We start from the raw sequence: 22,631 nt of genomic DNA, 5'->3' as shown, positions 1-22,631 counted from the left end.
AGCGCCCATCCCTGAAAGCGCCGTTGGACAACGACGCCGTAAACTGTTCGGCTAGCAAAAAGCCCCTGAAAAGGGGCTCCGCTGAAGCTGGTTGCGGGGGCTGGATTTGAACCAACGACCTTCGGGTTATGAGCCCGACGAGCTACCAAGCTGCTCCACCCCGCGACAAAGCTGGGGCGAAAGTATAAGACTGAACCCGTCGCTGGGTCAATCTAACCTCCACCTGCAAGAAAGCCCGCTAAAGCGGGCTCTCAAGCTTTAATTGGTACCGAGAAGGGGACTCGAACCCCTACACCCTATGGGCACAACCACCTCAAGGTTGCGTGTCTACCAATTCCACCACCTCGGCAATATTACTTCTTGAAACCCGTTACTTCTGCTCTTCGGCTGGAGGAGGTACGTCACCCGCTGGGGTGGTTTCGCTCTTCTGCTCCTGGAGCACCGGTACATCATCATTTACTGCCGGCTTTGGCTGCTTTACTTCCAACACCGCTGGATCCGGAAGTCCCGCCTGACCAAGCTGGTGAGCTTGTTGCTTGGCGAAGTATCCTAACCCAAGTGCTGTCAAAAAGAAAGTGGCAGCAAGTATAGCAGTGAATTTACTCAGGAAGGTAGCAGAACCTTGGCTTCCGAACACAGTATTTGAAGCACCTGCGCCGAAAGATGCACCTGCTTCCGCACCCTTACCCTGTTGCAACAGCACCAGCACTACAAGCGACAGCGCTGCCAACAGATGAAAAACAACGATGACTGTTTCCAGCATTTGTTCAGTTTCCTGCGGCGCGACAAATTGCACCGAATTCGTCTGCGTTCAGGGATGCTCCACCAATGAGCCCCCCATCAATATCCGGCATGCCGAACAGTTCGGCCGCATTGGCCGCCTTCACGCTACCGCCGTAGAGAAGCTGCACATTCTGCGCAACTTCGGCGTCCTTCGCTGCCAACTGCTTACGGATGGCTGCATGCACATCCTGAGCTTGCTGCGGCGAGGCCGTCAAACCTGTACCGATGGCCCATACAGGCTCATAGGCAATTACTGCATTGGCAAAAGCGGCAATACCGAACGCGTCGATAACACTGCTTAGTTGACGCCCTACAACTTCAAGCGTCTTGCCTGCTTCGCGCTCTTGTAGAGTTTCCCCTATGCAGAGCACCGGCGTCAAACCACTTTTCTGAGCAGCTGCAAACTTGCGATTAAGCACTTCTTCACTTTCACCGATAACCTGGCGACGTTCGGAGTGACCAATCAACACCAACTTGCAACCCACTTCAGCCAACTGACTCGGTGCAACTTCACCAGTCAGCGCACCCTGTTCGGGCTGTACTGCAGAATTCTGTGCTCCAACGATGATTCCTTTGCCTTTCAGGCCATCAATGACTTCATTGATGAACAGGGCCGGAGGAAAAACCGCGACTTCGATACCTTCGGGAATGAGCATATTGCCCAAGCCCTGAGTCAGCTCAGCGACGCTGGCGCGGGTACCGTGCATCTTCCAGTTACCAGCTACCATGGGGCGACGCATGCTTTACCTCGTCGGTCAAAGTGGGCGCAGATCTTACCCAACCAGATCTGCGCTGGCAAGCCCAATTCAGACACAAACTTCAGCGACCAGTTTGGCCAGGGCTTCGGCATGCGTGCGCACCTGGCTTTCATCGTCACCTTCAACCATCACCCGCACCAACGGCTCGGTGCCCGACTTGCGCAACAGCACACGCCCACGCCCCGCCATGTCCTCGGTAACCTTGGCACTGGCCTCCTTGACAGCCGGATGCTCCAGGGGGTCGACCTTGCTGGCGCCGAAACGAACATTGATCAACACCTGCGGGCACTTGCGCAAGGCCTGGCGAGCCTGCGCCAGGGTCTCGCCGCGGCGCTTGAGCGCCAGCAGTACCTGCAGTGCGGCAATGATCGCATCACCGGTGGTGGTGTGGTTGCAGCACACGACATGCCCGGAGTTTTCACCCCCCACCAGCCAGCCGCGCTCCAGCAGCTCGGCCATGACGTAGCGGTCGCCAACCTTGGCCCGCACGAAAGGAATGTCCAGGTCCTTGAGTGCAAGCTCCAGGCCCAGGTTACTCATCAGCGTACCGACCACCCCGCCCTGCAGCTTGCCCCGCTCGTGCAGGTCCCGGGCGATGATGAACAGCAGCTCGTCGCCATCGACGATCGCGCCGGTATGATCGACCATCAACACCCGGTCACCATCACCGTCGAAGGCGATGCCCAAGTCGGCGTGACCGACCAGCACTGCCGCCTGCAGCGACTCGATGTGGGTCGAGCCGCAGCTTTCGTTGATGTTCAGGCCGTCAGGCTGCGCATGCAGCACCGTCACTTCGGCACCCAGCTCACGGAACACGCTCGGCGCGACTTTGTAGGTGGCGCCATGGGCGCAGTCGACGACCAGCTTGAGCCCTTCGAAGCCGGTGCTGGACGGCACACTGCTCTTGCAAAACTCGATGTAGCGGCCAGCGGCATCGTTGATGCGCGAGACCTTGCCCAACTTGCTCGAGCCGACCACCGTCATCGGCTGGTCAAGAAGCTCCTCGATCATCAGCTCGATTTCGTCGGGCAGCTTGGTGCCCTGGCCTGAGAAGAACTTGATACCGTTGTCATCGTGCGGGTTGTGCGAAGCACTGATGACGATACCCGCTTCAGCATGGAAGGTACGGGTCAGGTAGGCGATGGCCGGGGTAGGCATCGGCCCGAGCAGCAAGACGTCAGCACCTGCAGCAGAAAGGCCCGCCTCGAGCGCGGACTCGAACATGTAACCGGAAATGCGCGTGTCCTTGCCCACCAACACGCGGCAGTTACCCTGCTTGCGGAAGGCCATGCCCGCCGCCCAGCCCAGCTTCAGCATGAAGTCAGGGGTGATCGGGTATTCGCCGACGCGGCCACGGATGCCGTCGGTACCAAAGTATTTTCTGCTCATAGGGACTCCAATGTTCTTATTCGGCGTTCTGTACCGCAGCAATCATGCGCACCACATCGGCGGTCTCGGCCACATCATGGACGCGCAGAATGCTGGCACCCTTGGTCATGGCCAAGGCCGCCAGCGCCAGGCTGCCGTACAGCCGCTCACCAACCGGACGATCCAGCGTCAGGCCGATCATGCTCTTGCGTGAAACACCCACCAGCAACGGGCGCCCGAGACTGTAAAGTGCTTCCATATGCTTGAACAGGCTCAGGTTATGCGCCAGTGTCTTGGCGAACCCGAAACCCGGGTCGAGGATGATGCGTTCGGCACCGATACCCGCTGCTGCGCAAGCCGCCATCCGCTGTTCAAGATAGCGCGTTACATCGGCGGTCACATCCTCGTAATGCGGGTCGTCCTGCATGTTCCCCGGCTCGCCGCGCATGTGCATCAGGCACACCGGCAGCCCGGTATCTGCAGCGGCATCGAGGGCGCCATCACGCTCCAGCGCACGCACGTCGTTGATCAGGCCAGCACCGAGGCGAGCCGACTCACGCATGACGGCAGGCGTTGAGGTATCGACCGAAATGACCACATCAAGGCGACTGTTGATTGCCTCGACCATCGGCGCCACACGCTCGAGCTCCTCGGTCACCGAGACCGCACGGGCGCCGGGGCGCGTCGATTCGCCGCCGATGTCGATCAGCGTCGCGCCCGCCGCAACCATGGCTTCTGCATGACGTAGGGCCTCGTCGCGCTGACTGAAGCGCCCGCCATCAGAGAAGGAATCGGGGGTGATATTGAGGATACCCATGACATGGGTACGGGACAAATCAAGAACCCGGTTGCCGCAAGGCAACCGGGTCGGGTACAGCTTAGAGCTCATAGATGCCCTTAGTGTTGAGCCGCTGGGCCGCCGATCGGCGATTCAGGGCGATCATTCTGGGCAGCAGGCGTGCCCGAAGTCTTGTCGTCATCCCAGTCACGCGGTTCGCGAGGCGTACGACCGGACATGATGTCGTCGATCTGGTCGGCGTCGATGGTCTCGTACTTCATCAGCGCTTCGGCCATGGCATCGAGCTTGTCGCGGTTGTCGGTCAGCAGCTGCTTGGCAGTGGCGTAGCACTGGTCGATGATGCTGCGCACTTCCGAGTCGATCAGCTTGGCCGTTTCGCCAGAAACACTGGCGTGCTGGCTGCCGGCGCTGCGGCCGAGGAAAACCTCGCCCTCTTCTTCGGCATACATCAGCGGGCCGAGCTTCTCGGACAGGCCCCACTTGGTGACCATGTTCCGAGCAATCTGGCTGGCACGCATGATGTCGTTCGAGGCACCGGTGGTAACACCGTCGAAGCCCAAGGTCATTTCCTCGGCGATACGGCCACCGTACAGCGAGCAGATCTGGCTGATCAGAGCACGCTTGGACAGGCTGTAACGGTCTTCCTCGGGCAGGAACATGGTCACACCCAGGGCGCGACCGCGCGGGATGATCGAAACCTTGTAAACCGGGTCATGCTCAGGCACCAGGCGACCAACGATGGCGTGACCGGCCTCGTGGTAAGCGGTGTTCTGTTTTTCCTTCTCGGACATGACCATGGTCTTGCGCTCGGCGCCCATCATGATCTTGTCTTTGGCCAGTTCGAACTCTTTCATCTCGACCAGGCGCTTGTTGGAGCGCGCAGCGAACAGCGAAGCTTCGTTGACCAGGTTGGCAAGGTCAGCACCGGAGAAGCCTGGAGTACCACGGGCAATGACTGCCGGATTGACGTTCTCGCCGATCGGAACCTTGCGCATGTGAACCTTGAGGATCTGCTCACGACCACGGATGTCTGGCAGGCCGACCACCACCTGGCGGTCGAAGCGGCCAGGACGCAGCAGGGCCGGGTCCAGTACGTCCGGACGGTTGGTGGCAGCAATGACGATGATGCCATCGTTCATTTCAAAGCCGTCCATCTCGACCAGCAACTGGTTGAGGGTCTGCTCACGCTCGTCGTGACCACCGCCCATGCCGGCGCCACGGTGGCGACCAACGGCGTCGATCTCGTCGATGAAGATAATGCATGGGGCGTGCTTTTTGGCCTGCTCGAACATGTCGCGCACACGGCTGGCACCCACACCGACGAACATCTCGACGAAGTCCGAACCGGAAATGGTGAAGAAAGGCACCTTGGCTTCGCCGGCAATGGCCTTGGCCAGCAAGGTCTTACCGGTACCCGGCGGGCCGACCATCAGCACGCCACGCGGGATGCGGCCACCCAGACGCTGGAACTTGCCCGGGTCGCGCAGGAACTCGACCAGCTCGCCGACTTCTTCCTTGGCCTCGTCGCAACCTGCAACGTCAGCCAAAGTGGTCTTGACCTGGTCTTCGGAAAGCAGGCGCGCCTTGCTCTTGCCGAAGCTCATCGGCCCGCCCTTGCCACCTGCACCGCCCTGCATCTGGCGCATGAAGAACATGAACACGGCAATGATCACCAGGATCGGGAAGCTCGCCACCAGCAGCTGAGTCCAGATGCTCTGCTGCTCGGGCTGCTTGCCTTCGACGACCACGTTATTGTCGACCAGGTCGCCGATCAGGCCGTTATCGGTAATGGCCGGGCGAACGGTCTTGAAGCTGTCGCCGTCGGCGCGCTTGCCGGTAATGATGTAGCCGTCGACGGTCACACGCTCGACCTTGCCATCCTTGACCTGCTGGATGAAGTCGGAGTAGTTGAGGGTCTGCGGCTCGTTAGGGCTGGAGAAGTTGTTCATCACTGTCACCAGGACAGCTGCGATGATCAACCACAGGATCAGATTCTTTGCCATGTCGTTCAATTCGCTACCCTCTGAGGCCGGCGCACGACGCAGCCGTGCCTCGCATGATATTCATCGCCCTAACTTACTACATTACCTACGCAACCGCAGGCACCGTCTGTAACCCTTTGTGAAATCTAGACTACACGAAGTTCGGACAATCCAGACGGGGCGGCCGATTGGAAATAACTATCGACCACCCCGCAGCACGCCATTCAAGCGCCCTTGAAACCCTTACCCAACAGGTACTGTTCACGCGAGCGATCCCGTGAAGAGGACGGCTTGCGCATCTGCACCTTGTCGAACTTGGTGCGCACATCCTTCAGGTACATGTCAAAGCCTTCGCCCTGGAAAATCTTGATCAGAAAATCACCGCCGGGCTTGAGCACACGGGTTGCCAGGTCCAGGGCCAACTCACAGAGGAACATGGCGCGCGGCATGTCCACCTCAGGCGTACCACTCATATTGGGGGCCATGTCGGAAATCACAAGGTCTACGTGCGAATCACCGACCGCATCGAGGATCTGCTGCAGGACCTCATCCTGGGTGAAGTCGCCCTGAATGAAGGTAACGTCCGGGATCGAGTCCATTTCCAGAATGTCCGAAGCGATCAGACGGCCCTGGCCACCAATCAGACGACTGGTCACCTGCGACCAGCCACCCGGCGCCGCGCCCAGGTCGATCACGCTCATGCCTGGGCGGATCAGGCGGTCTTTCTCCTGGATCTCCAGCAGTTTGTAGCTCGCACGCGAGCGGTAGCCATCCTTCTGTGCCTGCTTAACAAAAGGGTCGTTAAAATGCTCTCGCAGCCAGTTAGCGCTGCTTTTGGAACGTTGTACCACGGGGCACCTCGATGATATGCGTCGTGTTTGACTGGGCGGAGCCACAGGCCCTCGGGTAAAATGCCCGTCAATTTTACAGAATCAGACGGAAAGGGTCAGATTATGCCGCTCAATAACGAGCAGAAGAAGCAATACAAATCCATTGGTCATGACCTGAAACCGGTCCTGATCGTTGCTGGCAACGGTTTGAATGAAGGCGTGATCGCCGAACTGGAGCGCGCACTGGTCGACCACGAGCTGATCAAGGTCGAAATTCGCTCGGAAGATCGCGAAGAGCGCGCCGAGACCATCGCAGAGCTGTGCAAGGCCGGCCGCGCCGAGCTGGTGCAGACCATCGGCAAGAAAGCGCTGATCTACCGCAAGAACCCACAGCCGAACAAACAGCTGTCCAACATCCACCGCTACAAGTAACGGTGGCGCCGATCAGTGGCGCGCTTGGCGCGCCCTGACCGGTACCGGTTGAGCCACCAGCACGATGCCGGAAAAACCCAGAACCAGAAAACAGAACATCTGCCAGCGCTCGCCGACCGAGATGCCATAGCGCAAGGTGTAATACCCCACGCAGGCCGCAAAGCCGAGCAACAGCATCTGGCCACGAAATTGCCGCCACCAGGCCGCCAGGCCATCGACCCTCGCCAGTACTGCCAGCTGCGTCAGCAGCCCGAGCAACGCCACGCCAATCAACCAACGGTCAATCTGCCCGGCGATATCCTGTACCAGCAAAGGTGCCAGGCCACTGACCTTGAGCGCAGGCACCAGCCCAACATGGAACACCCAAAGGCCACCGACCCAGAAAACCTGGGCCAGTTGCCAGAGGATCCCCTCAAGGGATGGCGCCCGCAGGCGCCGGTCAGATGTGCTTGACTTCGACAATCTCGTACTCGACCGAGCCGCTTGGCGTCTTGACGACGACAGTATCACCTTCTTCCTTGCCGATGATGGCACGGGCGATCGGTGCGCCGCTCGAGAGCTTGCCTTGCTTCACGTCGGCTTCATCCTCACCAACGATCTGGTAGCTCACCTCTTCATCGGTTTCAGTGTTGGCCAGCACCACAGTGGTGCCGAAAATCACTTTGCCGGTGTGAGGGATAGTGGTCACGTCGATCACTACCGAGTTCTGCAGACGGCCTTCGATGTCGCGGATACGCGCCTCGACCATGCCCTGCTCCTCACGGGCGGCATGGTATTCGGCATTTTCCTTGAGGTCGCCCAGTTCGCGCGCTTCGCCAATGGCCTGGCTCAGGCGCGGGCGCTCGGTCTTGCTCAGGAACAGGTGCTCCTCTTCCAGGGCGCGAGCGCCCTGAACGGTCATCGGATACTTGGTAATGCTCATGCTTTAAGTCCTGCATGCAGATCCTGCAAGCGACGAACGGTCTTTTCAGGGCCGAATTTCAGCGCTTCGCAGATGGCTTCACCAGCCGCAATGGTCGTGGTGCAGTAAATCTTGTGCTGCAACGCATTGCGACGAATCGAATAGGAATCGGCAATCGACTGACGGCCTTCGGTGGTGTTGATGATCAACGACACTTCGTCGTTCTTGATCATGTCGACCACGTGCGGACGGCCTTCGGTCACCTTGTTCACGCGGCGCACTTTCAGGCCAGCCGCCTCGATGACCTTGGCGGTACCTGCAGTAGCGACCACTTCGAAGCCCAGGGCGATCAGGTCACGGGCAACTCCAGCCACTTGCGGCTTGTCGTCGTCACGTACGCTGATGAACGCGGTACCGCCCGTTGGCAGTACTTCGCTGGCACCCATCTGAGCCTTGGCGAACGCTTCACCGAAGCTGTCACCGACACCCATGACTTCACCGGTCGATTTCATCTCAGGGCCGAGGATCGGGTCAACCCCCGGGAACTTGGCGAACGGGAAGACGGCTTCCTTGACGCTGTAGAAGTTCGGGATGATTTCCTGGGTGAAGCCCAGCTCTTTCAGGGTTTTGCCAGCCATGACGCGGGCAGCGATCATCGCCAGGGAAGTGCCGATGCACTTGGACACGAACGGCACGGTACGCGAGGCGCGCGGGTTGACTTCGATCACGTAGATCTTGTCGCCCTGCAAGGCCAACTGCACGTTCATCAGGCCAACCACGCCCAGCTCCAGGGCCATCTTGCGTACCTGGTCGCGAACCTGGTCCTGCACGTCCTTGCTCAGCGAGTAAGGCGGCAGCGAGCACGCCGAGTCACCGGAGTGAACGCCGGCCTGCTCGATGTGCTGCATGATCGCGCCGATCACCACGTCGGTGCCGTCGCAGACCGCATCCACGTCCATCTCGATGGCGCAGTTGAGGAAGTGGTCCAGCAGTACCGGGCTGTCGTTGGACACTTGCACGGCTTCACGCAGGTAGCGCTTGAGCTCGTCCAGTTCGTAGACGATCTCCATCGCACGGCCGCCCAGTACGTAGGAAGGGCGCACCACCAGCGGGTAACCGATACCGCCCGCGGCACGGATGGCTTCTTCTTCGCTGCGCACGGTAGCGTTTGGCGGCTGCAGCAGGTTCAGGCGCTGAACCATCTGCTGGAAGCGCTCACGGTCTTCGGCACGGTCGATGGCGTCCGGGCTGGTACCGATGATCGGTACGCCGGCCTCTTCCAGGGCGCGAGCCAGTTTCAGCGGGGTCTGGCCGCCGTAGTGGACGATGACGCCCTTGGGCTTCTCGACGCGGCAGACTTCCAGCACGTCTTCCAGGGTCAACGGCTCGAAGTACAGGCGGTCGGAGGTGTCGTAGTCGGTGGAGACGGTTTCCGGGTTGCAGTTGACCATGATGGTCTCGTAACCGTCTTCACGCAGTGCCAGTGCCGCGTGTACGCAGCAATAGTCGAACTCGATGCCTTGACCGATACGGTTAGGGCCGCCACCCAGGATCATGATCTTGTCGCGGGTCGACGGGTTGGCCTCGCACTCTTCCTCGTAGGTGGAGTACAGGTAGGCGGTGTCGGTGGCGAACTCGGCAGCGCAGGTGTCGACGCGCTTGTACACCGGGAACACTTCCAGCTTGTGGCGGTGACGGCGCAGGTTCTTGTCGGTGATGCCGAGCAGCTTGGCCAGACGCTGGTCCGAGAAGCCCTTGCGCTTGAGGCGCAGCATGTAGTCCTTGTCGATCGCCGACAGGGCCAGGGTCTTGACCTTCTCTTCTTCCTTGATCAGGTCTTCCATCTGAACCAGGAACCACATGTCGATGCCGGTCAGGGCGAAGATCTCTTCGCAGGTCATACCCGAACGCATGGCGTCAGCCACGTACCAGATGCGCTCGGCACCCGGCACGGTCAGCTCGCGCTTGAGGATGCCGGCGGCTTCCGGGCTGGCCAGGTCGACTTTAGGGTCAAGACCGCAAGCACCGACTTCCAGGCCGCGCAGGGCTTTCTGCAGGGATTCCTGGAAGGTACGGCCGATGGCCATGACTTCACCCACGGACTTCATCTGGGTGGTCAGGCGGGCGTCGGCTTTCGGGAATTTCTCGAAGGCGAAGCGTGGCAGCTTGGTGACGACGTAGTCGATCGACGGCTCGAAGGACGCCGGAGTACGGCCGCCAGTGATGTCGTTCTGCAGTTCGTCAAGGGTGTAACCAATGGCCAGCTTGGCGGCGATCTTGGCGATCGGGAAGCCAGTTGCCTTGGAAGCCAGCGCCGAGGAACGCGAAACACGCGGGTTCATCTCGATCACGACCATGCGGCCGGTGTTCGGGCAGATACCGAACTGCACGTTGGAACCGCCGGTTTCAACGCCAATTTCACGCAGCACCGCCAGCGAGGCGTTGCGCATGATCTGGTATTCCTTGTCGGTCAGGGTCTGCGCTGGAGCAACGGTGATCGAGTCACCGGTGTGCACGCCCATCGGGTCGAAGTTTTCGATCGAGCAGACGATGATGCAGTTGTCCTTTTTGTCGCGGACCACTTCCATCTCGTACTCTTTCCAGCCGATCAGCGATTCGTCGATCAGCAGCTCTTTGGTCGGCGACAGGTCCAGACCACGGGTGCAGATTTCTTCGAACTCTTCACGGTTGTAAGCGATACCACCACCTGTGCCACCCATGGTGAACGACGGGCGGATGATGCATGGGAAGCCAAGCTTCTCAAGGACCGCATTGGCCTCTTCCATGCTGTGGGCGATACCGGAGCGCGGGCACTCCAGGCCGATGTCCTTCATGGCCTTGTCGAAGCGCGAGCGGTCTTCGGCCTTGTCGATGGTGTCGGCGTTGGCACCGATCATCTCTACGCCGAACTTCTCCAGAACGCCGTGGCGCTCCAGGTCCAGGGCGCAGTTCAGTGCGGTCTGGCCACCCATGGTCGGCAATACGGCGTCCGGGCGTTCTTTTTCGATGATCTTGGCCACCGACTGCCACTTGATCGGCTCGATGTAGGTGGCGTCGGCCATGGCCGGGTCGGTCATGATGGTGGCTGGGTTGGAGTTCACCAGGATGACGCGGAAACCTTCCTCGCGCAGGGCTTTACAGGCCTGGGCGCCGGAGTAGTCGAATTCGCAGGCCTGGCCGATCACGATCGGGCCAGCGCCGAGAATCAGGATGCTTTTGATGTCTGTACGTTTTGGCATGGTGGTCACTCAAATCCGGGGTCAGTCGGCAAGCCGCTTTGAACAATCTGGGTCAGGCGCTTCCGGGCGCGGCAGGTGCCGGCCCGGGGCCTTGAAGCAGGATGCTCAGCGGCGCTTGGCCATGGCATCGGTGAAACGATCGAACAGTGGCGCGACGTCGGTCGGGCCCGGGCTCGCTTCAGGGTGGCCCTGGAAGCTGAACGCGCTCTTGTCGGTACGCTCGATACCCTGCAGGGTGCCGTCGAACAGCGACTTGTGGATGGCGCGGACGTTACCCGGCAGGGTGGCTTCGTCTACGGCGAAACCGTGGTTCTGGCTGGTGATCATGACCACACCGGTGTCCAGATCCTGGACCGGGTGGTTGGCACCATGGTGACCGTGGCCCATTTTCACGGTCTTGGCGCCAGAGGCCAGCGCCAGCAGCTGGTGGCCCAGGCAGATGCCGAACACCGGAATATCGGTGTCGAGGATCTCTTTGATCGCCTGGATCGCGTAGTCGCATGGCTCCGGATCACCAGGGCCGTTGGACAGGAACACACCATCGGGGTTGAGCGCGAGCACTTCACTGGCCGGGGTCTGGGCAGGCACCACGGTCACGCGGCAGCCACGGGCGACCAGCATGCGCAGGATGTTCAGCTTGACGCCGTAGTCGAAGGCAACAACGTGGTACGGCAGCTCGGAAGCTTCCAGGGTCGGGTGGCTGTCGGTTTTCAGCTCCCACACGCTGGAGCGCCACTCGTAACGCTCCTTGGTGGAAACGACCTTGGCCAGGTCCATGCCCTTGAGGCCAGGGAAGGCGCGGGCAGCGGCGATGGCGGCTTCTTCGCTGATGTTGTCACCGGCGAGGATGCAGCCGTTCTGAGCGCCCTTTTCACGCAGGATACGGGTCAGGCGACGGGTGTCGATGCCGGCGATGGCAACGACATTGTTGGCCTTGAGGTAGTCAGGCAGCGACTGGGTGTTACGCCAGTTGCTGGCCAGCAGCGGCAGGTCACGGATGACCAGGCCAGCGGACCAGACACGGTTCGACTCGGCGTCTTCCGGGGTGGTACCGGTGTTGCCAATGTGCGGGTAGGTCAGAGTAACGATTTGCTGCGCGTAGGAAGGGTCTGTAAGGATTTCCTGGTAGCCGGTCATAGCGGTGTTGAACACCACCTCACCAACGGTCTGACCGTCGGCTCCGATGGCTTCACCGCGAAAAATACTGCCGTCGGCAAGGGCGAGTATGGCTGGCTTTGTCAAGAAGACCTCCCGTAAATCAAGCATGAAAGGGCGATCGCAGGTTGCAAAAAAGCGGAGTGACGTATGGACACGTCACCCCGCTTCTATGTGCTGAATTCAATTCGCTGCGCGCTTTTAGTGGACACACTAAAGCTGTAGCTTACAGAAAAGTGCTTTTTTGGTCTACCGCAAATGTGCCTCTAAAACACATGATTGCGACAGACTGACCTTCTTGGGCAATGAACACGCGCGTAGGAGCGGCCTTGTGTCGCGAAAGGGTCGCAAAGCGGCCCCAGGGATCTCGGCAGCGCCGCAGAAAGCTGGGACTGCTGCGCAGTCCTTTCGCGACACAAGGCCGCTCCTACCAGGGATCACATGTACCCCGAGGGAACGGCTTAACGCAGCTCCAGCACATCCTGCATGTCGTACAAGCCCGCCTCGCGCCCATCCAGCCACAGCGCGGCACGCACCGCACCCTTGGCGAAGGTCATGCGGCTGGAAGCCTTGTGGGTGATTTCCAGGCGCTCACCTTCAGCGGCGAACAGCACGGTGTGGTCACCGACCACATCGCCGGCACGCACGGTGGCAAAGCCGATGGTCTTGCGATCACGCGCGCCCGTCTGGCCCTCACGACCATACACCGCCACTTCCTGCAGATCACGGCCCAGGGCATTGGCAACCACCTCACCCATGCGCAGCGCAGTGCCTGACGGCGCGTCGACCTTGTGGCGGTGGTGCGCCTCGATGATCTCGATGTCGACATCATCGCCCAGCACACGCGCCGCCATGTCCAGCAACTTCAGGCTGAGGTTGACGCCTACGCTGAAGTTGGCGGCGAAGACGATCGGGATGTCCTTGCCTGCCTCGGCCAGCAACTGCTTCTCCTCGCTGGTGAAACCGGTGGTGCCGATGATCATCGCCTTGCCATGCTTGCGGCAGAACGCCAGGTTCTTCAGGGTCACCGAAGGGTGAGTGAAGTCGATCAGCACGTCGAATTCGTCGGCAACCTTGGCCAGGTCATCCGACAACAGCACGCCGATCCGACCGAGCGCCGCCAACTCACCGGCATCCGCACCGACCAGCGAGCTGTCCGGGCGGTCGATCGCCGCCGTCAGCCCGGCACCCGGGGTTTGCTGCACGGCTTCGATCAGGGTCTTGCCCATCCGCCCAGCCGCGCCCATCACTGCAATACGTCGCATAGCCTGTTCCTTGTCAGAGATCGCCGAAGAAGCGCTTCACGCCATCGAACCAGCCATTGGCCTTGGGCGAGTGGGAGCTGTCGCCTTCGAGCGAGTCGCGCAGCTCTTCGAGCAGTTCACGCTGGCGACGGCTGAGGTTGACCGGGGTCTCGACCGCAACGCGGCACAGCAGGTCACCCGCACCACCACCACGCACCGGTGCCACACCCTTGCCACGCAAGCGGAACTGCTTGCCGGTCTGCGTGCCTTCCGGGATCTTCAGCTTCACACGACCATCGAGGGTCGGCACTTCCAGCTCGCCACCCAGAGCGGCATCGGTATAGCTGATAGGCACTTCGCAATACAGGTGCTTGCCGTCACGCTGGAAAATCTCGTGCTCACGCACGTTGATCACCACGTAAAGGTCGCCGGTCGGGCCACCATGGGTGCCTGCCTCGCCTTCGCCGGACAGACGGATGCGGTCGCCAGTGTCGACGCCGGCCGGCACCTTGACCGACAGGGTCTTGTATTCCTCGACACGGCCTTCACCGTGGCAAGAACCGCAAGGGTCGGTGATGATCTTGCCCTGGCCATGGCAGCGCGGGCAGGTCTGCTGCACCGAGAAGAAGCCCTGCTGCATGCGCACCTGGCCGATACCGCCGCACGTCGGGCAGGTCGACGGGGTCGAACCCTTCTTCGCACCGCTGCCGTCACAAGGCTGGCAGTTGACCAGGGTCGGCACCCGAATGCTGACCGTGGTGCCGCGCACGGCTTCTTCCAGGTTCAGCTCCAGGGTGTAGCGCAGGTCACTGCCGCGCGAAGCACCACCACGACCACCGCCACGACCACCACCGAAGAAGTCACTGAACACATCGCCAAAGATGTCGGAGAAGTTGGCGCCACCGAAGCCTGCACCGCCGCCACCCATGCTCGGGTCGACGCCGGCGTGACCATACTGGTCGAACGCCGCCCGCTTGCTCGCGTCAGACAGTACTTCGTAGGCCTCGTTGGCCTCCTTGAACTTGTCTTCGGACTCTTTATCGCCCGGGTTGCGGTCCGGGTGGTACTTCATCGCCAGGCGGCGATAAGCCTTTTTCAGGTCTGCTTCACTGGCGCCGCGCTCGACACCCAGGACCTCATAATAATCACGCTTGGACATAGGTCATTTGCACCTTGTTGGGCGTTCGGCATCCGCGCCGCGCCGTCAGCACCCGCCTGAAGACCCGATGCGGCCCAGACAAATGCTGTAAAAATTCTCGAATTCCAGATACGCCAACGCGGGAGCAAGCCCCCGCGCGGCGACATCCTACCAGCTCACCGCCAAACGGCGGTGGGCTGGCCGACAACATGCAACGATTACTTCTTGTCGTCGCCTTTCACTTCTTCGAACTCGGCGTCAACCACGTCATCGTGCTTGGCTTCCGGCTCGGCCTGCTGAGCGCCGCCCTGAGGCTGTTCGGCCGACTGCTCGGCGTACATCTTCTGGGCTACCGGCGCGGAGACCTTGGACAGCTCTTCGACCTTGGCATCGATGGCAGCCTTGTCGTCGCCTTTCACAGCGGCTTCCAGGGCAACCACGGCCGCTTCGATGGCAGTCTTCTCTTCGGCAGTGACCTTGTCACCGGCGTCAGCGACCATCTTGCGGGTCGAGTGAACCAGCGCATCACCCTGGTTGCGGGCAGCGGCCAGCTCTTCGAACTTGCGGTCTTCCTCGGCATTGGCCTCGGCGTCACGCACCATTTTTTCGATCTCTTCGTCGGACAGACCGGAGTTGGCCTTGATCACGATCGACTGGGTCTTGCCGGTGGCCTTGTCTTTGGCGCCGACGTGCAGGATGCCGTTGGCATCAATGTCGAAGGTCACTTCGATCTGCGGAACACCACGCGGTGCTGGCGGGATGTCAGCCAGGTCGAACTTGCCCAGCGACTTGTTCTGCGAAGCCTGCTTGCGCTCGCCCTGCAGCACGTGAATGGTCACTGCGCCCTGGTTGTCGTCGGCAGTCGAGAACACCTGCGACTTCTTGGTCGGAATGGTGGTGTTCTTCTCGATCAGCGGGGTCATCACGCCGCCCATGGTTTCGATACCCAGGGTCAGCGGGCTGACGTCCAGCAGCAGTACGTCTTTCACGTCACCGGCCAGTACGGCACCCTGGATGGCAGCGCCCATGGCAACTGCTTCGTCCGGGTTGACGTCCTTGCGGGCTTCCTTACCGAAGAAGTCGGCAACGGCCTTCTGAACCAGCGGCATACGGGTCTGGCCACCGACCAGAATCACGTCGTCGATCTTGCTGGCGTCGATGCCTGCGTCTTTCAGGGCGATGCGGCAAGGCTCGATGGTACGGTTGACCAGGTCTTCCACCAGCGACTCCAGCTTGGCGCGGGAGATCTTCACGTTCAGGTGCTTCGGACCGGTCGCATCTGCAGTGATGTACGGCAGGTTGACGTCGGTCGACTGAGCGGAGGACAGTTCGATCTTGGCCTTTTCCGCGGCTTCTTTCAGACGCTGCAGGGCCAGAGGGTCGTTCTTCAGGTCCATGCCCGACTCTTTCTTGAACTCGTCGACGAGGTAGTCGATCAGGCGCATGTCGAAGTCTTCGCCACCCAGGAAGGTGTCGCCGTTGGTGGCCAGTACTTCGAACTGGTGCTCACCGTCGACTTCGGCGATTTCGATGACCGATACGTCGAAGGTACCGCCACCCAGGTCATAAACGATGACAGTGTGGTCGCCCTTGGCCTTGTCCATGCCATAGGCCAGCGCAGCAGCGGTCGGTTCGTTGATGATGCGCTTTACGTCCAGACCCGCGATGCGACCGGCGTCTTTGGTGGCCTGACGCTGGCTGTCGTTGAAGTAGGCCGGAACGGTGATGACTGCTTCGGTGACTGGCTCGCCGAGGTAGTCTTCGGCGGTCTTCTTCATCTTTTTCAGAACTTCGGCGCTGATCTGCGGCGGCGCCATTTCCTTGCCGGCAGCCTCGACCCAGGCGTCACCGTTGTTAGCCTTGACGATCTTGTAAGGCACCAGCTTGATGTCTTTCTGCACGACATCTTCTTCGAAGCGGCGGCCGATGAGGCGCTTCACTGCGAACAGGGTGTTGTGCGGGTTGGTGACGGCCTGGCGCTTGGCCGACTGGCCAACCAGGATTTCGCCATCATTGGCGTAGGCCACGATCGAAGGGGTGGTACGCGCACCTTCGGCGTTTTCGATGACCTTGACGTTACCGTTTTCCAGAATGGAGACGCACGAGTTGGTGGTCCCCAGGTCGATACCGATGATTTTGCCCATGTTTACTCTCCCGAAACTTGAATTTGGTAGCAGCGACTACTTTGGCCAACTGCGGTAATACTTGAAGGCTTGACACCTAGATGGGGATGGCCCGTCAGATTTCAAGCCTTTTCATCGATCGAAGGCTGCGGCGCGCTCGGCGCCTTGCTGACCACCACCATGGCAGGGCGCAGCAGGCGGCCGTTGAGCAGGTAGCCCTTCTGGAACACGTTCAGCACGCTGTTGGGCTCTACCTCGGCGCTTTCCTGCATGGCCATGGCCTGATGGTGCTCGGCATTGAACGGCTGACCGTGCGGGTCGATGGCTTCGAGGTTGTAACGCTTGAGGGTGTCCTGGAACATCTTGAGGGTCAGTTCGACGCCTTCACGGATCTTCTTGACCTGCTCATCTTCAGCGCTGGAGTGCGCCAGAGCCAGCTCCAGGCTGTCGATCACCGGCAACAGGTCGCCGGCAAACTTCTCCAGGGCGAACTTGTGCGCCTTCTCGACATCCTGCTCGGCGCGGCGACGCACGTTCTGCAGGTCGGCGACGGCACGCAGGGACTGATCCTTGGCGGCGGCCAGCTGCTCCTCGAGCTCTTGAACGCGGGCGCCGTTATCCACTGCACCAGCCTCTTCGGCGTTAAGGTCTTTCTCATTCAGCTGTTCGTCAGCCATGGGGTCTCTCCTCCGCAATCTCTGTAGTACGAGCAAAGCTCGCCGTGTCTGCCGGCTATATGGGGCCGGAAAAATCAGCTTCAAGGGGCAAAGCGGTTTTCAGGTCGACGATGGAAACTGCGAGCAGGCATTGGCAGGCTCGAAAAAAGTACTGTATAAATAACCAGACCTGACTTCTCGGGAGCCGCCCCATGCTGGTGCATCTGTCCATTCACAACTACGCCATCGTCGAACACCTCGATCTCGAACTCGCCCGCGGCATGTCCGTCATCACCGGCGAGACCGGCGCAGGCAAATCGATCATGCTCGACGCCCTCGGCCTGGCCCTTGGTGATCGCGCCGACAGCGGCGTGGTGCGCCCTGGCGCGGACAAGGCGGACATCCTGGCCACCTTCGATCTGGTGGATATCCCCGAAGCGCACACCTGGCTGGCCGAGCGCGACCTGGACGACGGCGGCCCGTGCATCCTGCGCCGCGTCATCACGGCCGAAGGCCGCAGCCGCGGCTACATAAACGGCACGCCCTGCCCGCTGGGTGACCTGAAGGCGCTCGGTGAACTGCTGATCGACATCCACAGCCAGCATGAGCACCAGTCACTGCTCAAGACCGACACCCACCGCCGCCTGCTCGACGAATATGCCGGCGCCATCGACCTGTCCCGCCAGGTCCAGCTCGCAGCCAAGCGCTGGAACCAGACCCGCCTGGAGCTCGAGCGCCTGTCCAACTCCGGCGATGAGCAGCGCGCACGCCACCAGTTGCTCAGCTATCAGCTGGAAGAGCTCGACAACCTTGGCCTGGGTGAAAACGAACTGGAGCAGCTGGAGCAGGAACACAAGAACCTGACCAACGCCGAAGCCCTGTTCGGCATCTGCCGCCAGGTCATCGACCAATGCAGCGAAAGCGACTCAGGCAATGTGCTCGGCGCCCTCACCTCCAGCCTCAATCGCCTGGGCGCCGCAGCCAACACCCCCAAGGCACTGGGTGAAGCCGCCAACCTCATCGCCAGCGCACAGATCCAGATAGAAGAAGCCGTAGGCGAACTCAACCGCTTCCTCGACAATTTCGACGCCGACCCCATGCGCCTGCAGGCCCTGGAAGAGCGCCTCGACACCATCTACACCCTGGCACGCAAACATCGCGTGCACCCGACCGAACTACCCCACCTGCAGCAGCAGTTGATGGAGGAGCTGGAAGGCCTGAATGCCAGCGACGAATCCATAGAGCGCCTGGGCGAAGAACTGTCCGCCTATGCCAAGCACTATCAGGAAAGGGCGATCGAGCTGAGCGCCCTGCGCCAGCAGGCAGCCCAACAGCTCGCCGTCGCGGTCGAACAGGAGATCCAGCGCCTGGGCATGCCTGGCGGGCGGTTCTGCATCGAACTCACACCCAACGAAAGCAGCGACCTGTCGCCACACGGCCTGGAGCAGATAGAACTGCTGGTCAGCGCCAACCCCGGGCAGCCGCTCAAAGGTTTGGCCAAGGTGGCCTCGGGCGGCGAACTGTCACGGATCAGCCTGGCGATCCAGGTCATTACGGCGCAAACCTCACGCATCCCGACACTGGTCTTCGATGAGGTTGACGTGGGCATCGGTGGCCCGACGGCCGAGATCGTCGGCCAGCTGTTGCGCCGCCTCGGTGAGCGCGGCCAGGTGCTGACCGTCACCCACCTGCCGCAGGTCGCGGCGCAGGGGCATCATCATTTGTTCGTGCACAAGGTGCGCAACAGCGACACCACGCACACTGCCGTAGCCAGCCTTGGCAAGCGCGAACGGGTCGAGGAAGTGGCGCGGATGCTGGGCGGGATCGACCTGACCAAGGAATCGCTGGCGCATGCGCGCAAGATGGTGGTGTCCGGTAAGGCGTGATACTGCCTGCACTGGCGTCATCGCCGACAGCCGGCTCCCGCAGTTACCCCTACCGCAGAAAGCACAAAGGCGACCCCAGGGTCGCCTTTGCTCTTCATAACGACCGCAATCGTTACTTTTTCTTACGCACGTAGAGGACCAGATTGTGGTCCACCAACTCGTAGCCATGCTCGGCCACGATCTCTTTCTGGCGCCGCTCGATTTCGGCGTCCATGAATTCGATGACTTCACTGGTCTCCACGTTGACCATATGGTCGTGGTGACCGCCGTCCGCCAGCTCGAAAACTGCGTGACCGCCATCGAAGTTGTGCCGTACCACCAGCCCAGCAGCCTCGAACTGGGTGAGTACGCGATAAACGGTTGCCAGACCGACGTCCTCGCCAGCCTCCATCAGCGCCTTGTAGACATCCTCGGCGCTCATGTGACGTTGCTCGGTCGAGTCGAGCATCTGAAGGATCTTGACTCGAGGCAGTGTCACCTTGAGACCGGCTTTGCGCAATTCGCTATTTTCAACCATGGTCAGCTTTCTCGCCGATGCTGCTTCGCAGCTTCTCTTAATACGGGTATGATCGGGGTTTACGTTGTCCAGCCAAGATAGTGGAAGTCGCCCACCGATGCAAAACAACACCAAGCTCTTGCTAACCAGCCTCACCTTCGTGGGACTGCTCGCACTCGCCGGTTGCTCGTTTCCCGGGGTTTACAAAATCGACATCCAGCAGGGCAATGTCGTTACGCAAGACATGATAGACCAATTACGCCCCGGAATGACCCGCCGGCAAGTAAGGTTTATCATGGGCAACCCTCTGCTCCAGGATACTTTCAACACCAATCGTTGGGATTACCTGTACAGCCTGCAACCTGGTGGCGGCCAACGCCAGCAGGAGCGCATGAGCATCTTCTTCAACGACAGCGACCAACTGGTCAGCCTGTCGGGTGACTTCATGCCAGGCGTGAGCCGCGACCAGGAAATCCTGGGCGGCAGCGGTGATACCACGGTCAGCCCGGCCACCCAGCCAGGCCAGCCAGCGTCGCAACCGGAAGAGCAGCCGGCCAAACCTGGTTCGGTGGAAGAATCCATCCAGCGCGAGATCGACACCATCGAGACCACACCGGTGCCGACACCTGCCCCGCTGGAAACCTCGCCGCAGTAAATGCAGGCGCAAAAAAAGCCCGGATCAGTCCGGGCTTTTTTGTGCCTGATGACTTGGCAGCATCACGTATTGAGCTGCTTGGCACGCTGGCAGAAAGCATCCACCAGCGTGTTGGCGGCCTGATTGAACAGCGGCCCCAGGGTCGCCCGCACAATCGGCCCGGCGTAATCGAAGGACAGGTCCAGGCTGATCTTGCAGGCTTTTTCACCCAGTGCCTTAAACACCCACACGCCGTGCAGCTGGGTGAACGGCCCTTCTTCCAGGTTCATCTCGATGGACTGCCCCGGCACCAGCACATTGCGGGTCACGAACTGCTGGCTCATGCCCCCTTTGGCCACCTCCAGCTTGGCGCGCATGTGCGTGTCACTGGCTTCGAGCACCGTCGAAGCCGAGCACCAGGGCAGGAACTGCGGGTAGCTGGCTACATCATTGACCAGGTCGTACAGCGCCTGGGCAGGGTACGGCAGCAGGGCGGAGCGTTGAATATGGGTAGTCATCCAGGCGTCACTTCCAAGGCTGGGTGGCGGGCTTCGCAGCGTGCCAAAAACAGGTTCTGTGCGTAAGACAGGGCCTGTATTGTCCGGTATTCATTGCGGTGGCTCAAGCGCACCTAAATCCCGTAGCCGACCACGCGGTGACTTGCCTATAATGCCGCCCCTATGGCTAAACAAAAGAAACATCCGACCGGGACCATCGCGCAAAACAAAAAGGCGCGACACGATTACTTCATCGAACACAAGTTCGAGGCCGGGCTGGTCCTGTCCGGTTGGGAAGTAAAAAGCCTGCGGGCCGGCAAGGCGCACCTGACCGACAGCTACGTGCTGCTCAAGGATGGCGAAGCCTGGCTGTTCGGCAGCCACATCACCCCGCTGACCACTGCCAGCACCCACGTCATCGCCGACCCCATCCGCTCGCGCAAGCTGCTGCTGAACAAGCGCGAGCTGGAGCGTGTGGAAGCTGCGGTGGCGCAGAAGGGCTACACCTGTGTGGCCCTGGCGCTGTACTGGAGCAAGCACCTGATCAAGTGCGAGATTGCACTTGGCAAGGGCAAGAAGGAATTCGACAAGCGCGACACCGTGCGCGAACGCGATTCCAACCGCGAGCTGCAGCGTGCGGTGCGCAACAAGGGCAAGGAAGACTAATTCCCGCCCTTGCGCGGCCGCCGTAGGAGCGGCCTTGTGTCGCGAAAGGGCTGCGTAGCAGCCCCAGCTTTCTGCGGCGCTGCCGAGATCCCTGGGGCCGCTGCGCGGCCCTTTCGCGACGCAAGGCCGCTCCTACAGGGCGCGCATTCAGCGGCAACCGATCAGCGCCCGCTGCGCCGCTCTGCCCGCGCTACGCGCTGGGCTTCGTTCTGCGCCTCTTCCAGCACCTCCTGCACATACAGAATGTGCCGGCTGGACACCTCCCGCGCATCGTCCGCCCTGCCCTCGACAATCGCCTGGTACAACTCACGGTGCTGGCTGATCAGCATGTCCCGCGTTTCGGTACGCTGCTGGTACATGCCCCCGATATTCGTCACCACGTTGCGCTTTAGCAGGTCGAACAACCCGCGAATGGTATGCAGCAGCACGGCATTGTGGCTGGCTTCGGCAATCGCCAGGTGGAATCGCGCATCCGCCGCGCCCTCCTCTGCACGCGTGACCTGGTCAGCCCGCGCATAACAGTCCTGCAGGGTGTCGAATGCAGCCTTGAGGCGCGCCCGATCTGGCTCGGTGGCGCGCTGGGCAGCGTAGTAGGCGCATGACGCCTCCAAGGTGTGACGGAACTCGAGCAAATCGCGCTGCGCCTCGGCGCTGTGCTCCAGCAGCTGCAGCAACGGGTCACTGAAAGTTGAACCGAGCGATTCGGCCACATAGTTACCGCCACCCTGCCGACTGACCAACAGCCCCTTGGCCACCAGCTTCTGGATCGCCTCGCGCAGTGAGGGGCGCGACACACCGAACTGCTCGGCCAGGGCACGCTCGGCCGGCAGCCGCTGGCCTGAGGTCAGCGTGCCTTCGAGAATCATCCCTTCCAACCGATCGACGATGTCGTCGGACAGGCGCCGCTGGCGGACCTGATCAAAAACCATCACATGCTCTCCACAAACCCCCGGCAAAGTTCAGGGGGCGCCTATTCTCGCCGATCCACGCCACGCCGACACCCACCAGCCGACGTTTTTCCCATGCCATCAGCCGCCCGCTCAT

21 protein-coding genes and 2 tRNA genes are annotated in these 22,631 nt (G+C 60.9%); 4 read left to right on the top strand and 19 right to left on the bottom strand.

Features of this window, described 5'->3' with window-relative positions; translation table 11 throughout:
* Nucleotides 1-88 precede the first annotated feature (88 nt).
* From JOE27_RS20055 to rlmE, 8 genes are all read right to left on the bottom strand, one after another.
* Nucleotides 89-165: transfer RNA gene (locus JOE27_RS20055), tRNA-Met, on the bottom strand.
* 98 nt (nucleotides 166-263) lie between these two features.
* Nucleotides 264-349, bottom strand: a tRNA-Leu gene (locus JOE27_RS20050).
* 21 nt (nucleotides 350-370) lie between these two features.
* Nucleotides 371-763 carry a preprotein translocase subunit SecG gene (gene secG / locus JOE27_RS20045; RefSeq protein WP_012312651.1) on the bottom strand — a complete coding sequence of 131 codons (393 nt, stop codon included), beginning with the start codon at nucleotides 761-763 and terminating at the stop codon, nucleotides 371-373.
* Between the two features lie 4 nt (nucleotides 764-767).
* Entirely contained in the window at nucleotides 768-1,523 is a 756-nt protein-coding gene (tpiA, locus tag JOE27_RS20040; RefSeq protein ID WP_039603947.1) for a triose-phosphate isomerase, read from the bottom strand.
* A gap of 66 nt (nucleotides 1,524-1,589) precedes the next feature.
* The gene (glmM, locus tag JOE27_RS20035) at nucleotides 1,590-2,930 is read right to left on the bottom strand and encodes a phosphoglucosamine mutase (protein ID WP_046788152.1); all 1,341 of its coding nucleotides are present in this window, start codon (nucleotides 2,928-2,930) and stop codon (nucleotides 1,590-1,592) included.
* A 16-nt stretch (nucleotides 2,931-2,946) separates the two neighbouring features.
* The gene (folP, locus tag JOE27_RS20030) at nucleotides 2,947-3,798 is read right to left on the bottom strand and encodes a dihydropteroate synthase (protein ID WP_046788151.1); all 852 of its coding nucleotides are present in this window, start codon (nucleotides 3,796-3,798) and stop codon (nucleotides 2,947-2,949) included.
* A gap of 8 nt (nucleotides 3,799-3,806) precedes the next feature.
* Complete coding sequence (gene ftsH, locus JOE27_RS20025; protein ID WP_012312647.1) at nucleotides 3,807-5,711, bottom strand: ATP-dependent zinc metalloprotease FtsH; 1,905 nt, start codon at nucleotides 5,709-5,711, stop codon at nucleotides 3,807-3,809.
* Between the two features lie 203 nt (nucleotides 5,712-5,914).
* The gene (gene rlmE, locus JOE27_RS20020) at nucleotides 5,915-6,541 is read right to left on the bottom strand and encodes a 23S rRNA (uridine(2552)-2'-O)-methyltransferase RlmE (protein ID WP_012312646.1); all 627 of its coding nucleotides are present in this window, start codon (nucleotides 6,539-6,541) and stop codon (nucleotides 5,915-5,917) included.
* A 102-nt stretch (nucleotides 6,542-6,643) separates the two neighbouring features.
* Between rlmE and yhbY the strand changes: the two genes are divergently transcribed.
* Nucleotides 6,644-6,952 carry a ribosome assembly RNA-binding protein YhbY gene (gene yhbY / locus JOE27_RS20015; protein ID WP_003249945.1) on the top strand — a complete coding sequence of 103 codons (309 nt, stop codon included), beginning with the start codon at nucleotides 6,644-6,646 and terminating at the stop codon, nucleotides 6,950-6,952.
* A gap of 12 nt (nucleotides 6,953-6,964) precedes the next feature.
* Here the strand turns inward: yhbY and JOE27_RS20010 are convergent, their stop codons facing one another.
* The 8 genes from JOE27_RS20010 to grpE form a co-directional block, all read right to left on the bottom strand.
* A complete protein-coding gene (locus tag JOE27_RS20010) occupies nucleotides 6,965-7,414 on the bottom strand; it encodes a hypothetical protein (protein ID WP_012312645.1) in 450 nt (149 codons plus the stop codon).
* Entirely contained in the window at nucleotides 7,392-7,874 is a 483-nt protein-coding gene (greA, locus tag JOE27_RS20005; RefSeq protein ID WP_012312644.1) for a transcription elongation factor GreA, read from the bottom strand. The genes JOE27_RS20010 and greA overlap by 23 nt, the downstream gene beginning before the upstream one ends.
* Entirely contained in the window at nucleotides 7,871-11,092 is a 3,222-nt protein-coding gene (carB, locus tag JOE27_RS20000) for a carbamoyl-phosphate synthase large subunit (protein ID WP_012312643.1), read from the bottom strand. The genes greA and carB overlap by 4 nt, the downstream gene beginning before the upstream one ends.
* Before the next feature lie 105 nt (nucleotides 11,093-11,197).
* The gene (gene carA / locus JOE27_RS19995; protein WP_039602472.1) at nucleotides 11,198-12,334 is read right to left on the bottom strand and encodes a glutamine-hydrolyzing carbamoyl-phosphate synthase small subunit; all 1,137 of its coding nucleotides are present in this window, start codon (nucleotides 12,332-12,334) and stop codon (nucleotides 11,198-11,200) included.
* 374 nt (nucleotides 12,335-12,708) lie between these two features.
* Nucleotides 12,709-13,512: a 4-hydroxy-tetrahydrodipicolinate reductase gene (gene dapB / locus JOE27_RS19990; RefSeq protein ID WP_119688248.1), complete on the bottom strand. Its 804-nt coding sequence runs from the start codon at nucleotides 13,510-13,512 to the stop codon at nucleotides 12,709-12,711.
* Nucleotides 13,513-13,525: 13 nt separating this feature from the next.
* The gene (gene dnaJ, locus JOE27_RS19985; protein WP_039602362.1) at nucleotides 13,526-14,650 is read right to left on the bottom strand and encodes a molecular chaperone DnaJ; all 1,125 of its coding nucleotides are present in this window, start codon (nucleotides 14,648-14,650) and stop codon (nucleotides 13,526-13,528) included.
* A 197-nt stretch (nucleotides 14,651-14,847) separates the two neighbouring features.
* The gene (gene dnaK, locus JOE27_RS19980) at nucleotides 14,848-16,773 is read right to left on the bottom strand and encodes a molecular chaperone DnaK (RefSeq protein WP_046788149.1); all 1,926 of its coding nucleotides are present in this window, start codon (nucleotides 16,771-16,773) and stop codon (nucleotides 14,848-14,850) included.
* Nucleotides 16,774-16,874: 101 nt separating this feature from the next.
* Entirely contained in the window at nucleotides 16,875-17,429 is a 555-nt protein-coding gene (grpE, locus tag JOE27_RS19975; RefSeq protein WP_012312638.1) for a nucleotide exchange factor GrpE, read from the bottom strand.
* A 191-nt stretch (nucleotides 17,430-17,620) separates the two neighbouring features.
* Between grpE and recN the strand changes: the two genes are divergently transcribed.
* On the top strand, nucleotides 17,621-19,294 hold the full coding sequence (gene recN, locus JOE27_RS19970; RefSeq protein ID WP_161872468.1) for a DNA repair protein RecN: 1,674 nt from the start codon (nucleotides 17,621-17,623) through the stop codon (nucleotides 19,292-19,294).
* Between the two features lie 112 nt (nucleotides 19,295-19,406).
* Here the strand turns inward: recN and fur are convergent, their stop codons facing one another.
* A complete protein-coding gene (gene fur, locus JOE27_RS19965) occupies nucleotides 19,407-19,811 on the bottom strand; it encodes a ferric iron uptake transcriptional regulator (RefSeq protein ID WP_008096237.1) in 405 nt (134 codons plus the stop codon).
* A 97-nt stretch (nucleotides 19,812-19,908) separates the two neighbouring features.
* Between fur and JOE27_RS19960 the strand changes: the two genes are divergently transcribed.
* Nucleotides 19,909-20,445, top strand: coding sequence for an outer membrane protein assembly factor BamE (locus JOE27_RS19960; protein WP_204919637.1), 537 nt, complete (start codon nucleotides 19,909-19,911; stop codon nucleotides 20,443-20,445).
* 62 nt (nucleotides 20,446-20,507) lie between these two features.
* On the opposite strand, the gene JOE27_RS19955 is transcribed toward JOE27_RS19960, so the two are convergent.
* The gene (locus tag JOE27_RS19955; protein ID WP_012312635.1) at nucleotides 20,508-20,942 is read right to left on the bottom strand and encodes a type II toxin-antitoxin system RatA family toxin; all 435 of its coding nucleotides are present in this window, start codon (nucleotides 20,940-20,942) and stop codon (nucleotides 20,508-20,510) included.
* A gap of 162 nt (nucleotides 20,943-21,104) precedes the next feature.
* On the opposite strand from JOE27_RS19955, the gene smpB reads away from it, so the two are divergent.
* Nucleotides 21,105-21,587: an SsrA-binding protein SmpB gene (gene smpB, locus JOE27_RS19950; RefSeq protein ID WP_012312633.1), complete on the top strand. Its 483-nt coding sequence runs from the start codon at nucleotides 21,105-21,107 to the stop codon at nucleotides 21,585-21,587.
* A 161-nt stretch (nucleotides 21,588-21,748) separates the two neighbouring features.
* On the opposite strand, the gene JOE27_RS19945 is transcribed toward smpB, so the two are convergent.
* Nucleotides 21,749-22,516 carry an FCD domain-containing protein gene (locus JOE27_RS19945; protein WP_012312632.1) on the bottom strand — a complete coding sequence of 256 codons (768 nt, stop codon included), beginning with the start codon at nucleotides 22,514-22,516 and terminating at the stop codon, nucleotides 21,749-21,751.
* Between the last annotated feature and the right edge of the window lie 115 nt (nucleotides 22,517-22,631).

Origin of the sequence: Pseudomonas sp. M5 (assembly GCF_016907075.1) — a bacterium.
Taxonomy (GTDB): domain Bacteria; phylum Pseudomonadota; class Gammaproteobacteria; order Pseudomonadales; family Pseudomonadaceae; genus Aquipseudomonas; species Aquipseudomonas putida_E.
This window is presented reverse-complemented; position numbering and strand designations above follow the sequence as displayed.